Raw genomic sequence first — 14,194 nt, 5'->3', positions numbered from 1 at the left:
GGCAACAGTGCATTATTGCCAACTTTTGTTCGGCAATAACGAACGCGTCTGCCACATGCCCTCAAAAACCGGTCGGATGTTCTGGGATTTGATCAATACGCTCGTAGTTCATTCTGATATGTCTGTACTATTCAGAATTTAAATCGGTAAAACGGCTTAAATACCAGTTGGAAAGGATCCCGGAAAATCGGTTAGCCTGACAGGCATCGGATCGGCCTCCGCAACCCGTCGGACAGGTGCCGCTCCACGCCCCCCGACCAGAGCCAGCCACGCGATGAACCAGATGATCGACCCGAGCGCCGCCCCCGCCTCCGAGCCGTCCTTCTCCAGCAAGGCCCTTTCCAGCGGAACCGGCCCCTTCGCCGCCTTCGCCCCCGTCGTTCGTCCGGCCAGCCCGCTGCGCCAGGCGATCACCGCCGCCTACCGCCGGCCGGAGCCGGACTGCGTGGCGTGGCTGGTCGATCAGGCGGCGCTGCCGGCCGAGGTGACGGCTGCGGCGGCTGAGACCGCGCGCTCGCTGATCGCCGCGCTGCGCGCCAAGCCGCAGGGGCGCGGGGTGGAGGGGCTGATCCACGAATACAGCCTGTCCAGCCAGGAGGGCGTGGCGCTGATGTGTCTGGCGGAGGCGCTGCTGCGCATTCCCGACCGCGCCACCCGCGACGCGCTGATCCGCGACAAGATCGCCGGCGGCGACTGGCGCGCCCATCTCGGCAACAGCCCGTCGCTGTTCGTCAACGCCGCGACCTGGGGGCTGCTGGTCACCGGCAAGGTCACGGGGGTTCTGGGCGACGGCTTCGGCGGCGAGCAGGCGCTGTCCTCGGCGCTGACCAAGCTGATCCTGCGCGGCGGCGAGCCGCTGATCCGCCGTGGTGTCGACATGGCCATGCGGATGATGGGCGAGCAGTTCGTCACCGGCCAGACCATCGACGAGGCGCTGTCCAACAGCCGCAAGATGGAGGCCGAGGGCTTCCGCTATTCCTACGACATGCTCGGCGAAGCGGCGACCACCGCCGCCGACGCCGACCGTTATTACGCCGACTACGAGACGGCGATCCACGCCATCGGCAAGGCCTCGGCCGGGCGCGGCATCTATGACGGCCCCGGCATCTCGATCAAGCTGTCGGCCCTGCACCCGCGCTATTCGCGCGCCCAGGCGGACCGCGTGATGGCCGAACTGCTGCCGCGCGTCACCAAGCTGGCCCGGCTGGCCCGCAGCTACGACATCGGCCTGAACATCGACGCCGAGGAGGCCGACCGGTTGGAGCTGTCGCTCGACCTGCTGGAAGCGCTGTGCTTCGACCCGGACCTGAAGGGCTGGAACGGCATCGGCTTCGTCGTCCAGGCCTATGGCAAGCGCTGCCCCTATGTCATCGACTTCGTCGTCGATCTGGCCCGTCGCAGCGGCCATCGGCTGATGGTCCGTCTGGTGAAGGGCGCCTATTGGGACAGCGAGATCAAGCGCGCCCAGGTCGACGGGCTCGAGGATTTCCCGGTCTATACCCGCAAGCTGCACACCGACGTGTCCTATGCTGCCTGCGCCCGCCGGCTGCTGTCGGCGCCCGACGCGGTGTTCCCGCAGTTCGCCACCCACAACGCCCAGACGCTGGCGACCATCTACCAGATGGCTGCGCATCTGAACGGCGCGTTCAAGGTCGGCCAGTACGAGTTCCAGTGCCTGCACGGCATGGGCGAGCCGCTCTATAAGGAAGTGGTCGGCCCGCTGAAGCGGCCCTGCCGCGTCTATGCCCCGGTCGGCACGCACGAGACGCTGCTGGCCTATCTGGTCCGCCGCCTGCTGGAGAACGGCGCCAACAGCTCCTTCGTCAATCGCATCGCCGACAAGAGCGTGTCGATCGACGATCTGGTCGCCGACCCGGTGGCGCTGGCCCGTGCCGCCCTGCCGGTCGGCGAAAAGAACCCGCTGATCGCCCTGCCCAAGGATCTCTACGGCGTGGAGCGGGCGAACTCCGCCGGTCTCGACCTGTCGAACGAGACGACGCTGGCCGAGCTTTCCGCCGCGATGCGCGACAGCGCCACCGTCGCCTGGACCGCCGCCCCGCTGCTGGCCGACGGTGAGCGTCGCGGAACCGCCCAGCCGGTGCTGAACCCGGCCGACCACCGCGACGTCGTCGGCCACTGCATCGAGGCCGGCCCGGCCGACATCGCCGACGCCTTCCAGTTCGCTGAGGCCGCCGCCCCGGTCTGGGCCGCCACCCCGCCGACCCAGCGCGCCGCCTGCCTGTTCCGCGCCGCCGACGCGATGCAGGCGCGCATGCCGACCCTGCTCGGCCTCATCATCCGCGAGGCCGGCAAGTCCACCGCCAACGCCATCGCTGAGGTGCGCGAGGCCATCGACTTCCTGCGCTATTACGGCGCCCGCGTCCGCGACGGCTTCGCCAACGACACCCACCTGCCGCTCGGTCCGGTGGTCTGCATCAGCCCGTGGAACTTCCCGCTCGCCATCTTCTCGGGCCAAGTCGCCGCGGCGCTGGCCGCCGGCAACCCGGTGCTCGCCAAGCCGGCGGAGGAAACCCCGCTGATCGCGGCGGAGGCCGTGCGTATCCTCCACGCCGCCGGCGTTCCCGCCGGTGCGGTCCAGCTTCTGCCCGGCGCGGGCGAGGTCGGCGCCGCCCTGGTCGGCCATGCCGGCACCCGCGCGGTGATGTTCACCGGTTCCACCGATGTCGCCCGCCTGATCCAGCGCCAGCTGGCCGGGCGCCTGTCGCCGGACGGCGCGCCGATCCCGCTGATCGCCGAAACCGGCGGCCAGAACGCCATGATCGTCGACAGCTCCGCCCTGGCGGAGCAGGTGGTCGGCGACGTCATCGCCTCGGCCTTCGACAGCGCTGGGCAGCGCTGCTCGGCCCTGCGCATCCTCTGCCTGCAGGAAGATGTGGCCGACCGCACCCTCACCATGCTGAAGGGCGCGATGCGCGAACTCCGCCTCGGCAGTCCCGACCGGCTCGCCATCGATGTCGGCCCGGTCATCACCGCCGAGGCGCGCGATGGCATCACCCGCCACATCGAGGCGATGCGGGCGAAGGGCCGCCGGGTGGAGTCGCTGCCGCTGCCGGCGGAGACCGCCAACGGCACCTTCGTCGCCCCGACGATCATCGAGATCGACGGCATCGCCGACCTGGAGCGCGAGGTCTTCGGCCCGATCCTGCATGTGCTGCGCTTCCGCCGCGATGATCTGGACCGGCTGGTCGATGCCATCAACGGCACCGGCTACGGCCTGACTTTCGGCCTGCACACCCGCATCGACGCCACCATCGACCGGGTGACCAGCCGGATCGAGGCCGGCAACCTGTACGTCAACCGCAATACCATCGGCGCGGTTGTCGGCGTACAGCCCTTCGGCGGCCATGGCCTGTCCGGCACCGGCCCGAAGGCCGGCGGCCCGCTGTACCTGTCCCGCCTGCTGTCCGTACGTCCGTCCCTGGAGCTGGGCATGCGCGGCAGCGACGCCGTACGTGCGCCGGCCCACGCCCTTGCCGACTGGCTGGCCGACCAGGGCAAGGCGGAGATCGCCACGAACGTCCGGACGCTGGCGAAGCGCTCCCCCGTCGGCGGCAGCTTCGAACTGGCTGGCCCGGTCGGTGAGCAGAACATCTACAGCCTGATTCCGCGCGGCCGCATCCTGCTGCTGCCGCAGACGGAGGAGGGCCTGTACCGCCTGCTGGGCGCGGCACTCGCCACCGGCAATGAGATAGTGGTGGATAGCGACGGGGGCGTCACCGCCGGCCTGAAGACCCTGCCGGCGGAGCTTGCCGCCCGTGTCCGCGTGAGCGCGAACTGGACCGGTTTCGGCCCGCTGGCCGGCGCGCTGGTGGAGGGTGACTCCGCCCGCCTGCTGGCCGCCAACCGCCGCATCGCCGAACTGCCCGGCCCCATCGTCCTGACCCAGGGCGTGCCCATGGGCGGCGAGGGGGTGGAGATCGCCTGGCTGATGAACGAGCGCTCCGTCAGCACCAACACCACCGCCGCCGGCGGCAACGCCAGCCTCGTGGCGATGAGCTGAGAGGGGGAACTTTAATGCCCTCTCCCGCCCCGGGAGAGGGAGGGACCCGCCGAAGGCGGGAGGGTGAGGGGTTATCCGGACATGGATTTCAATCCTTGGATCACCCCTCACCCTTCCCATGCTCCGCATGGGCCCCTTCCCTCTCCCGGGGCGGGAGAGGGAGTTGCATGCGCAGCCGCTCCGCCGTTTCGGCATCGGCCGGAAAGAACGCCTCGATCGCCAGTTCCGACAGCGTGACATCCACCGCCGTCCCGAAGACGGTGGTCGTGCTGAACAGGCACAGCAAACCAACGGACGTGTGCAGCCGCAGCGGCACCACCACGTCCGGATGATGCCCAGCCTCGCCACCGCCATCATCCAGAAACGAGGCCGGCGCCGGATACCCCTGCAACTCGCTGCGCAGAGCCACCAGCACCGGATCGGCGCTCGTCTCGATCTGGCGGGTCAGGCGTGACAGCACATGCTCCCGCCACTGCGCCCAGTTGCCGATGCGGCCGGCCAGCCCGTCGGGATGCAGGCTGAGGCGCAGCACATTGACCGGCCCCGCCAGCAGCTCCGCCGACACCCCCTCCAGCAGCGGCGCCACCGCCCGGTTCGCCGCCAGCAGATGCCAATGCCGGTCCACCGCCAGCGCCGGAAACGGTTCGTGCCCGGTCAGCACCAGATCCACCGCCTTGCGCGCCGCCTCCATCGCCGGGTTGTCCAGGCTGTGTTCGCTATAGACCGGGGCGAAGCCGGCGGCGACCAGCAGGGCGTTGCGGTCCCGCAGCGGCACGTCCAGCCGTTCCGCCAGATGGATCAGCATGCCGCGGCTCGGCTGCGACCGCCCGGTCTCCAGAAAACTGACATGCCGGGTGGAGATGTCCGCCTCGCAGGCGAGATCGAGCTGGCTGAGGCCGCGCCGCTGCCGCCAGGAGCGCAGCAGGGCGCCGACCGGCGGCCCGGCCGGTGCCCTGCCGTTGCGGCCGGTGGTCTGAGAGGTGCCATGGGGCATGGTGAGTGCTCCGAACCCTTACGGACTCAATATTTACGGCGGCCATGGTTGCCGTCATCCGCGGGCGAAGGCCAGCAGTTCCGCGTTGAACCGGTCGCGGTGGGTGATGAACAGGCCGTGTGGCGCCCCCTCATAGAAGGACAGCGTGGCGTTCGGCATCAGCGCCACCGTGCGTTCGGCGAGGGTCAGCGGCGTCGTCACGTCGCGGTCGCCATGCACCACCAGCGTCGGCACGGTGATGGCCGGCAGTTCCTTGCGAAAATCGGCCGAGGTGATGGCGCGGTTGCACTCCAGCAGGGCCAACAGCGAGGATTGCAGCGCCATCCCGGTGATCCAGCCCTTCATCTCCGCCGAGGTCTCCCCGTTCACGAAGGGGCCGATGTTGTCGCCGAGCCATTTCGGAAAGTCTCGCAGCAGCTGTTCCGTCCGGAACGCCTCGAACAGCGCCGGATCGACGCCATCGGGGTTGTCGTCGGTGCGCGCCATCAGCGGCGTGATGGTTCCCACCATCACCACGCCCGCCACCCGCCCGGAGCCATGCCGGGTCAGATAGCGCACGATCTCCCCCGTCGCTATCGAATGGCCGACCAGCGTCACGTCGCGCAGATCCAGCCCGTCGATCAGGGCGGCGATGTCGTCCGCCAGCCGGTCGAAGCCGTAGCCTGACGGCGACTCGTCCGATTTCCCATGGCCGCGGCGGTCGAAGGCGATGCAGCGGCAGCCCTGCTCGGACAGCGGCGCCATCTGATAAGCCCAGGCGTCGGAGGTCAGCGACCAGCTCGACACGAACAGGATCGGCCGGCTGCCCTCCTTCTTTCCCCAATCGCGGTAGAACAGGCGCACGCCGTCGTCGGTGTGGATGAAGCCCATGATCGATCTCCCTGCGAAAGAATTGCGGTTCAGGCCGTGGGCATCTGGTCGAGGAAGCCGGTCACGCTGCGCAGCCGTCCGTCCGCCGCCAGCAGGGCGAAATCGGTGCCGCGGGCGAGCGGCTCGCCGCCCTCCGGCCCCAGCGCCCAGGAGAAGCGCAGCCGGTCATTGTGCCCGTCCACAGCCCCGATCAGGCTGAAGCGCAGGCCCGGGAACTGCCGCTGCACGGCGTCGATCAGGGCGTCCAGCCCGTCATGGCCGCTGACCCCCGCCAGCGGGTCGAGATAGCTGGCATCCTCGCTCCAGCCTTCAGCGATCAGGGCGCGGCGCCGCTGCGGGTCGGTCTCGTTCCAGGCGGCGATGTAGAGGTCGGCGATTGCGGCGGGGGTGTGGGTTGCGTCGGTCATCGTCAGGTCCCTTTCTCGGTCCGTTGTCCTGGTCGCCGGATTGTCCCGGCGAAGCCAGAATTGCCCGATGGCGGGAGCTGAATCGATTACGTGCCAGGTAATGCCGTACACGAACGATCCCGCGGCGCGCGCATGCCTGCCATCACCGTCGCACTGCGGTACGCATGCCCGCGATCCGGCTAAGGTCCACAACCATCACCTTTGCCGTCACCGCCGCCGTTCGGATTCTCTATGCGCCTCATCTTCCTGCTCGGCCTCGCCGGGTTTGCCAGCGCCTTTTCCCTACGCACCACCGATCCGATGCTGACGCTGATCGCCGACGATCTCGGCGTGACGGTGCGGCAGGCGGCGCTTCTGGCCTCCGCCTACACGCTGCCTTATGCCCTGATGCAGATCGTGCTGGGGCCGGTCGGCGACGCCATCGGCAAGTCGCGGCTGGTCCGGCTGGCCCTGTCGGTCCTGACCGTCGGTCTGGTGCTGTCCACGATGGCGCCGAGCTACGGCACGGTGATGGCCGGGCGCATCCTTGCCGGCGCCTTCGCCGGCGGCATCATCCCGGCGTCCATGGCGCTGATCGGCGACCGAGTGCCCTATGAGGAGCGTCAGATCGCCATCAGTCGTTTCCTGCTGGCGGTGATCCTCGGGCAGATGTCCGGTTCCGCCGTGTCGGGCGCCCTGGCCGAGGCCTTCGGCTGGCGCATGGTGTTCGGCCTGTCTGCCGGGCTGACCGCGCTGATCTGCGTCGCCGCCCTGATCGGTCTGGCGCGGGAGGTGGAAACCCGCTCCCCCCTGTCGGTGGCGGACGCGCAGCGGCGCTATGCCACCGTGCTGACCAACCCGGCCTCGCTGTTCGTCTTCGCCACGGTGGCGGCGGAAGGGCTGCTGATCTTCGGCGTCTTCCCCTTCGTGGCGCCGGTGCTGATCGAACATGGCGCGGCCGGCGCCTTCCAGGCCGGGCTGACCATCGCCGCCTTCGCCATCGGCGGCGTCGCCTACAGCGCCGTGGTGCGGCGGCTGATCGCCTCGCTCGGCCAATGGGGCATGATGAAGGCCGGTGGTCTGGCGGCCGGTCTCGCCTATCTGGTCATAGCCTTCCCGGTGCCCTGGCCGGTGGTGAGCCTGTGTTTCCTGGTCGCCGGCTTCGGCTTCTACATGCTGCACAACACCATGCAGACCCAGGCGACGGAGCTGGCGCCGACCGCCCGCGGGTCGGCGCTGGCCCTGTTCGCGTCGAGCTTCTTCATCGGCCAGGGGATCGGCCCGGTTCTGTACGGAGCCATCTCCACCCACACCGGCTTCGGCCCGCTGTTCCTCGGCGTCGGCGCGCTGACCGCCGGGCTGGGCTTCGCCTCGGCCCGGCTGATCCGGCGGGGGCGTGCTTAAAGAGGGGGGATCTGCGTCACACCCTTTCCCATTCCCGGGCAACGCGATTAAAGTGCGGGCGTCCACAACCGGGGGCCACTGCCCGTGTTAGAAGCGTGCCTGCCGCCTTACGAGTTCCGGCTGCTTGAAGAGCCGCCCTATGCCATCTGCTTGACCGACATCACCATGGACTTCGAGCAGGAGCAGGTCATCTCGGCAGCGGCTGCTCTGAAGCATCTGGGCGGCGGCAGGTACGAGCTTCTGCATGGCATCCACGTTTACGACGCGGTGCTCGACAGGGGATGGATGCATTACAGGCGCGATGAGGCCAGGGGGGTCTATCACCCGGATGTGAAGCACCATGTGCTCGACCTCCTGCACGAGGGCACCCGGATTCTCCTCGACCGATATCGCCCGGCCGTTGTCGTCTGCCGTACCGAAGAGCAACTCCCGCTCGGCGAGTTTCCCCTGCGCTTCCGGAAGACCGTCGATTTCCTGACCAAGCTTGGCTACAGGACAGGGCCGATCCTACAGGATATTGATCGCCGCTGGAGTTGGGAGCACCGTACCGAGTGACCAACTATGAAATTTCGTAGTTGTGCATGTTACATTGTGTATGATCGCCATCAGACCGGTGCGAGGAGCGCGGGAGGATACGAGTATGGGCATTCCGAAGCGTAAGCCACAGGAGAACGGCAGCGGCGTCGATGGCGAAAGCCTGATGGCTCATCTGGATGCCAACGGTGGTCGCTTGCCCGAACCGATCGCCACTGCGGTGAACAAGTCCTGCCGTGACGCATTTCTTCGCGCCCGCGCTCTTCGTGCAGAGCCGAAGCAGTAACCGCTGGCCCATCTTCCCCGCCGAATGGCCGGTGAGCGACAGCGCTCCCGGCCGTTTTCATATCGGATCGGCCGACAGGCTCCTTACAAACACGCCCGGATATAGGGCCGGTTCGCCTCCCACAGCTCGTCCAGGATGGCGACGGCTGCCGTGCTGGAGTTGATGACGGGGTCGATCAGCAGGGCCTGCAGCGCCAGTTCCTTCGACCCGTGCAGCGCCGCCTCCACCGACAATTGCTGAACGTTGGCCTGGACCGACAGCAGCTTGACGATGCCGTCGGGCAGGCGGCCGAGCGAGATCGGATGGATGCCGGCGGCGTCCGCCACCAGCGGCACCTCCACCGCCAGCTCGTCGGGCAGGCCGGGGATGACGCCGCGGTTGATGACGATGCCCGATTCGATGAAGCGCTTCTGGTTGTGCAGTTGCCCGGCGATCACCGCCACCGCCCGCTCGCCCCAGGACGGCTTGGTCCAGTCGTCGGGGATCGGCTTGCTGCCGTCGATGACGCCGTCCATCAGGTCGCGCAGGATGACGCGGCCCTCTTCGTCATGCTTGAAGTCGAAGCCATGCTCCCCGGCCTCCCAGCCATAGGGCAGGAACTCGCCGGTGTGGTCGTCGCTGGGCGTCACCCACAGGCCGAAGGCGTGGAACAGGCGGCGCGCCAGCGGGGTGAAGGACGGGTCGTGCGTCGCCTCCTTCTCCCGCAACAGCGGGTAGAGGTCGCGCCCCGTCGCCTTCTCGCGGATCGCGGTCAGCCATTGGAAATGGTTCAGCCCGGCGCCCCAGACATCGACCTCCTTCTCCGCCATGCCCAGGATCTGGCAGATGAACCAGCGCGCCAGGAAGATGCCGTGGCAAAGCCCCAGCGTCCGCACGGAGGTGCAGCGCGACAGGCCCAGGACGATCCGGCTTTCCGGGTTCGACAGGTTGATGAACAGCGCGTCCGGGCAGATCGCCTCGACGTCGCGGACGATGTCGACGATCAGCGGCAGGGTGCGCAGGGTGAAGAACAGCCCGCCGGGACCGCCGTTCTCGCCCAGCGTGTGGCGGATGCCGTGCTTCTTCGGCACCTCGAAATCCAGCCGCCACAGCCGGTTGCGGTCGATGGCGATGGCGCACAGCACGAAGCCGGCGCCCTGCAGGGCCGCCTTGCGGTCGGTGGTCTTCTCGATGGTGATGCCGGCGTCGCCGTGGCGGTTCATCACCTCGGCCAGCGCCGCCATGCGGTCGAGCGCTTCCGCGTTGGTGTCGACCAGCGTCAGGGTGCTGCCGGCAAGCTCGGTGGTGGAAAACAAATCCTGGAACAGGCTGAGCCCGAAGGCGGCGCTGCCGGCGCCGATGAAGACGATCTTCGTGGTGTTGGGCATGTGGGGTTTCCTCCGTGGTCGGAGCGGCTGACCGCCGTCTTATCGGAACAGGCTACGCCTTTCGGAGGGGTCCGCACAGTCCCCGCGTGCAATCGTCCCAATCTGCGCCACCGCGTCGCGCCCGCGCAGGCCGCATGCTTGTCCCATGGCGAAGACGGTCCGGCTGCGGCATGCTGGGAAAAACGAACGTCCCCGTGGGAGGATAGCAATGGACAGCTTCAGCCAGCCCGTGTCCCAGGCCGCCGATGCCAGACCGCTGAGTTTCCCGCCCGATTTCCGCTGGGGCGCGTCCACCGCCTCCTACCAGATCGAAGGCGCGGTGGAGGCCGACGGGCGTGGGCCTTGCGTGTGGGACACCTTCACCGCGCAAGGCCGCATCATGGACGGCAGCAGCGCCGCCGTCGCCTGCGACCATTACCACCGCTATCCGGAAGACATCGCGCTGATGAAGGCGGCGGGCTTCGACAGCTACCGCTTCTCCATCGCCTGGCCGCGCATCCTGCCGACGGGGACGGGGGCGGTGGAGACCCGCGGCCTCGATTTCTACGACCGGCTGGTCGACGGGCTGCTGGAGGCCGGGATCACGCCGATGGCCTGCCTCTATCATTGGGACCTGCCGCAGCCGCTGGAGGATGCCGGCGGCTGGCAGGGGCGGGAGATCATCGGCCCCTTCGCCGACTACGCCCGCATCGTCACCGCCCGGCTTGCCGACCGGGTCAAGACCTGGATGATGCTGAACGAGCCGAACGTGGTCGCCATCTTCGGCTATGGCGTGGGGGAGCATGCGCCCGGCCACAAGCTGGGCGAACAGGGCATCCTGCGGGCTCTGCACCACCAGAATCTGGCGCAGGGCGCGGCGTTGCGCGCCATCGCAGCGGAGCATTCCGACCTGACGCTGGGCACCGTCCTGAACCTGCAGCCGAGCGTTCCCGACAGCGACCGGCCGGAGGATGTGGCCGCCGCCGCCCGCTGGGACGCGGTGTGGAACCGGGTGACGCTGGACGGGCTGATGCGCGGGCAAATTCCGGCGCTGCTGGCCGACAGGATGGCGGACTTCGTGCTGCCCGGCGACGAGGAGGCGATCCGCTATCCCATCGACCTGCTGGGCATCAACTACTACTCCCGCATGACGATGAAGCATGAGGAGGGCCGGCCCTTCGATGTCGGCTGGGGCGAGGCGCAGTGCCGGCGCTGGACCGGCATGGCCTGGCCGGTGCAGCCGGAGGGGCTTTACGACCTGCTGACCGAATTCCGCACCGACTACGGCAACCCCGCCGTCTTCATCGCGGAAAACGGCTGCGCCTATGACGACGTGGTGACGCCGGACGGCCAGATCCACGATGCCGAGCGGGTGCTGTACTACCGCGAGCATCTGGAATCGGTGGCGAAGGCGCTGGCCGACGGCTGCAACGTCAAAGGCTATCTGTGCTGGAGCCTGCTGGACAACTTCGAGTGGGCTTTCGGCCTGTCGAAGCGGTTCGGCATCGTGCGGGTCGATTATGATACGCTGGAACGCACCCCGAAGGACAGCTATCGCTTCCTTGCCGAGGTTGTGAGAACGGGGAGGCTTTAACCCTTCTTTCGCCCCTGACCCTGTACTTTTGGCGATAGGCGTCCTATTCGTTAGCCATACGGACGTTAAGGATTGAGGGCGGGAGCCCGGGATGGGCGACATGACCGACGACACAGACGGCAAGACGGGCGGCGGCAAAACCGGCGATGACCAATCCGCCGCCAGCAGGCCGGATAATGGCGCACCGGGCTTCACCCGCCGCTTCCTGATGCTGGCGGGCGGCTATTGGTTCGGACGGACCCGGGTGACCGTCTGGGCGATGACCGTGGCGCTGGTCGTGCTGACGATCGGGCAGGTGTCGATCCCGGTGCTGATCAATCTGTGGAGCGAGCGGCTGTTCGACGCGCTCGAACAGCGCTCCATGGACCGGTTGATGACCATGATCGGCCTGGTCGGGCTGATCATCGTCTACAACATCGTCATCGTCGTGCTGCATCTGCGGGTGAAGCGCCGGTTGCAGATGGGCTGGCGCGACTGGCTGACGCGCAAGCTGCTGGAGGACTGGCTGCGCCGCGGCCGCCACCACCAGATCGCCTATCTGCCGGGCGAGCACGACAACCCCGACGGCCGCATCGCCGAGGACATCCGCATCACGGCGGAGGTCGCCATCGACCTCGGCCATTCGCTGACCTACTGCGCGCTGCTGCTGGTCAGCTTCACCAACATCCTGTGGATGCTGTCCGGCACCCTGACCGTCACGGTTTTCGGGTCCGAGCTGTCGGTGCCGGGCCATCTGCTGTTTGTGGCGTTGATCTATGCCGTGGTGGGCACCAGCATCGCCATGCTGATCGGCCAGCCGCTGGTCAACGCCGTCAACCGCCGCCAGGGCTACGAGGCCGATTTCCGCTTCGCCCTGGCCCGCATCCGCGAGAACGGCCAGACCATCGCGCTGCTGCACGGGGAATCGGCCGAGCGCGGGCATCTCGCCGGCCTCTTCGCCGGGGTGACGCGGGGCTGGAACGGCCAGACCGGGGCGCTCGCCAATATGATGGTGTTCAGCGCCAGCTATTCCGTGCTATCGGCGGCCTTTCCGATCCTGGTCGCCGCCCCCCGCTACATCACCGGCGCCATCACGTTGGGCGTTCTGATGCAGACGGCGCAGGCCTTCCAGCAGACGGTGGGCGCCCTGTCCTGGCCGATCGACAACCTTCCGCGCGCCGCCGAATGGCGCGCGTCGGTGGAGCGCGTGCTGAACCTGCACGACGCGCTGGTGCGGCTCGACCGCGAAGTCTGCGACGTGCCGGACGGCCATATCCAGGTCGTGCGCGCGGACGAGCACAAGTCCCTGACCTTCGCCGGCGTCGCCATCGACGAGCCGAACGGCACGGCCGTGGTCCATTCCTTCGATCTGGAGGTGCGGCCGGGCGACCGCGTGCTGATCGGCGGCGACGCGACGGCGACCATCCGCCTGTTCCGCGCGGTGGCCGGCGTCTGGCCCTGGGGCCGCGGGCTGATCACCCTGCCGGCCCACACCCGCGTCTTCTTCATGCCCGAGCGTCCCTATCTGCCGCATGCCACCCTGCGCGCGGTGCTGGCCTATCCCGGCACGGCCTCGTCGTTGGCCGACGACAAGGCGGCCGACGCGCTGGTCAGCGTCGGGCTGCCCGACCTCGTCGACCGGCTCGACAGCCTCGACCGCTGGGACGAGGTGCTGTCGGTGCCCGAACGCCAACGCCTGGGCTTCGCCCGGCTGCTGATCCGCCGCCCCGACTGGATCTTCCTGGAGGACGCCACCGACAGCCTCGATCCCCCGGCGGAGGAAGAGCTGCTGACGCTGATGGAGCGGGAACTGCCGAACGCCACCCTGCTGACCATCGGTCACCACGCCGGGCTGGACGCCCACCACGGCCGCAAGCTGGTGCTGGAGCGCACCAACGGCGCCGTCACCCTGCGCGAGGAGGTGCGGGAGGTCCTGCCGGCGACGGAAAGCGCCGCCTGACTCTCCCCGCTCCCGAACCTTGGAACCGATCCAAAAAGCTGCCACACTGCGCGGCGGACACCGTTCGCACCCACAGCATCGCCGCCCCGCACAACCATGGACATGAGCGTGAAGAAGACCAGCATCAACGCGGCATGGCGGGGGCTGGCGAACTGCCGGGGGTGCGGCATCCGGGAGTCGGCGCTGTTCGCCGATCTGACCGAATCCGATTTCAACCTGATCCACCTGCCGATCGACGAGATGACGGTGGCGCCGGGGGCCGCGCTCTACCATGTCGGTGACGAGCCGGCGGCGCTCTTCACGGTGCGCGGCGGGCTGGTGAAGCTGGTGCAGTATCTGCCCAACGGCGGCCAGCGCATCGTCCGGCTTCTCCGCACCGGCGACACCGCCGGTCTTGAGGCGGCGCTGGGCGAGCCCTACCGCCACACCGCCATCGCCATCCACCCCGTCCTGACCTGCCGCATCCCCCGCGCGGTGATCCAGCGCCTGTCGGAGGAGACGCAGCACCTGCACCAGCAGCTGATGCGGCGCTGGCATCAGGCGGTGGAGCGGGCCGACGCCTTTCTGGTCGAACTCGGCACCGGCAGCGCCAGGGCGCGGGTCGCCCGGCTGTTCCTGACCCTGGTGGACGACCAGGGCGAATGCGACTTCTTCGGGCGGGAGGATGTCGGCGCCGTGCTGGGCATCACCACCGAGACCGCCAGCCGCGTCGTCGCCGAACTGAAGCGGCAGGGCCTGCTGGACGAGCTGCGGCCCAACCGCTTCCGCTGCGACGTGGACGCCCTGCGGGAACTGGCGGACGGGCCGTAAACCCGGCCCG

11 protein-coding genes are annotated in these 14,194 nt (G+C 68.4%); 7 read left to right on the top strand and 4 right to left on the bottom strand.

Translation table 11 applies throughout. The features are described from left to right. Positions 1-283: 283 nt before the first annotated feature. Positions 284-4,021: a trifunctional transcriptional regulator/proline dehydrogenase/L-glutamate gamma-semialdehyde dehydrogenase gene (putA, locus tag TSH20_RS04515; protein WP_247874419.1), complete on the top strand. Its 3,738-nt coding sequence runs from the start codon at positions 284-286 to the stop codon at positions 4,019-4,021. Positions 4,022-4,121: 100 nt separating this feature from the next. Here putA and TSH20_RS04510 read toward each other — a convergent pair whose 3' ends face one another. The 3 genes from TSH20_RS04510 to TSH20_RS04500 are packed head-to-tail and all read right to left on the bottom strand — an operon-like array spanning position 4,122 to position 6,292. Further along, positions 4,122-5,015 carry a helix-turn-helix transcriptional regulator gene (locus TSH20_RS04510; protein WP_109073608.1) on the bottom strand — a complete coding sequence of 298 codons (894 nt, stop codon included), beginning with the start codon at positions 5,013-5,015 and terminating at the stop codon, positions 4,122-4,124. Between the two features lie 54 nt (positions 5,016-5,069). After that, positions 5,070-5,885 (bottom strand): alpha/beta hydrolase, encoded by an 816-nt coding sequence (locus TSH20_RS04505; protein WP_109073607.1) that lies wholly within the window; start codon positions 5,883-5,885, stop codon positions 5,070-5,072. A gap of 29 nt (positions 5,886-5,914) precedes the next feature. Further along, positions 5,915-6,292 carry a nuclear transport factor 2 family protein gene (locus TSH20_RS04500; protein ID WP_109073606.1) on the bottom strand — a complete coding sequence of 126 codons (378 nt, stop codon included), beginning with the start codon at positions 6,290-6,292 and terminating at the stop codon, positions 5,915-5,917. Between the two features lie 231 nt (positions 6,293-6,523). Here TSH20_RS04500 and TSH20_RS04495 point away from each other — a divergent pair, with 231 nt between their 5' ends. The 3 genes from TSH20_RS04495 (at position 6,524) to TSH20_RS04485 (ending at position 8,495) form a co-directional block, all read left to right on the top strand. Continuing rightward, on the top strand, positions 6,524-7,675 hold the full coding sequence (locus TSH20_RS04495; RefSeq protein ID WP_109073605.1) for an MFS transporter: 1,152 nt from the start codon (positions 6,524-6,526) through the stop codon (positions 7,673-7,675). Between the two features lie 150 nt (positions 7,676-7,825). After that, entirely contained in the window at positions 7,826-8,230 is a 405-nt protein-coding gene (locus tag TSH20_RS04490) for a hypothetical protein (RefSeq protein WP_146205328.1), read from the top strand. Positions 8,231-8,315: 85 nt separating this feature from the next. Further along, positions 8,316-8,495: a hypothetical protein gene (locus TSH20_RS04485; protein WP_109073603.1), complete on the top strand. Its 180-nt coding sequence runs from the start codon at positions 8,316-8,318 to the stop codon at positions 8,493-8,495. A gap of 83 nt (positions 8,496-8,578) precedes the next feature. Here TSH20_RS04485 and TSH20_RS04480 read toward each other — a convergent pair whose 3' ends face one another. After that, positions 8,579-9,862 (bottom strand): alpha-glucosidase/alpha-galactosidase, encoded by a 1,284-nt coding sequence (locus TSH20_RS04480; RefSeq protein WP_109073602.1) that lies wholly within the window; start codon positions 9,860-9,862, stop codon positions 8,579-8,581. A 208-nt stretch (positions 9,863-10,070) separates the two neighbouring features. Between TSH20_RS04480 and TSH20_RS04475 the strand changes: the two genes are divergently transcribed. The 3 genes from TSH20_RS04475 to TSH20_RS04465 all read left to right on the top strand — a co-directional run bounded on the left by TSH20_RS04475 (position 10,071) and on the right by TSH20_RS04465 (position 14,184). Next, positions 10,071-11,435 carry a GH1 family beta-glucosidase gene (locus TSH20_RS04475; protein WP_109073601.1) on the top strand — a complete coding sequence of 455 codons (1,365 nt, stop codon included), beginning with the start codon at positions 10,071-10,073 and terminating at the stop codon, positions 11,433-11,435. 100 nt (positions 11,436-11,535) lie between these two features. Then, the gene (locus TSH20_RS04470) at positions 11,536-13,374 is read left to right on the top strand and encodes an ABC transporter ATP-binding protein/permease (protein WP_247871124.1); all 1,839 of its coding nucleotides are present in this window, start codon (positions 11,536-11,538) and stop codon (positions 13,372-13,374) included. 102 nt (positions 13,375-13,476) lie between these two features. After that, a complete protein-coding gene (locus TSH20_RS04465; protein ID WP_246457956.1) occupies positions 13,477-14,184 on the top strand; it encodes a Crp/Fnr family transcriptional regulator in 708 nt (235 codons plus the stop codon). Positions 14,185-14,194 lie beyond the last annotated feature (10 nt).

This window comes from Azospirillum sp. TSH20 (genome assembly GCF_003115935.1).
Lineage (GTDB): Bacteria > Pseudomonadota > Alphaproteobacteria > Azospirillales > Azospirillaceae > Azospirillum.
This window is presented reverse-complemented; position numbering and strand designations above follow the sequence as displayed.

What these genes read in the sequence shown, in the direction of transcription:
- putA (WP_247874419.1), top strand. Translation starts at nt 284, where the DNA reads ATGATCGACCCGAGCGCCGCCCCCGCCTCCGAGCCGTCCTTCTCCAGC.
- TSH20_RS04500 (WP_109073606.1), bottom strand. Translation starts at nt 6,292, where the DNA reads ATGACCGACGCAACCCACACCCCCGCCGCAATCGCCGACCTCTACATC.
- TSH20_RS04505 (WP_109073607.1), bottom strand. Translation starts at nt 5,885, where the DNA reads ATGGGCTTCATCCACACCGACGACGGCGTGCGCCTGTTCTACCGCGAT.
- TSH20_RS04510 (WP_109073608.1), bottom strand. Translation starts at nt 5,015, where the DNA reads ATGCCCCATGGCACCTCTCAGACCACCGGCCGCAACGGCAGGGCACCG.
- TSH20_RS04480 (WP_109073602.1), bottom strand. Translation starts at nt 9,862, where the DNA reads ATGCCCAACACCACGAAGATCGTCTTCATCGGCGCCGGCAGCGCCGCC.
- TSH20_RS04465 (WP_246457956.1), top strand. Translation starts at nt 13,477, where the DNA reads ATGAGCGTGAAGAAGACCAGCATCAACGCGGCATGGCGGGGGCTGGCG.
- TSH20_RS04470 (WP_247871124.1), top strand. Translation starts at nt 11,536, where the DNA reads ATGACCGACGACACAGACGGCAAGACGGGCGGCGGCAAAACCGGCGAT.
- TSH20_RS04485 (WP_109073603.1), top strand. Translation starts at nt 8,316, where the DNA reads ATGGGCATTCCGAAGCGTAAGCCACAGGAGAACGGCAGCGGCGTCGAT.
- TSH20_RS04475 (WP_109073601.1), top strand. Translation starts at nt 10,071, where the DNA reads ATGGACAGCTTCAGCCAGCCCGTGTCCCAGGCCGCCGATGCCAGACCG.
- TSH20_RS04495 (WP_109073605.1), top strand. Translation starts at nt 6,524, where the DNA reads ATGCGCCTCATCTTCCTGCTCGGCCTCGCCGGGTTTGCCAGCGCCTTT.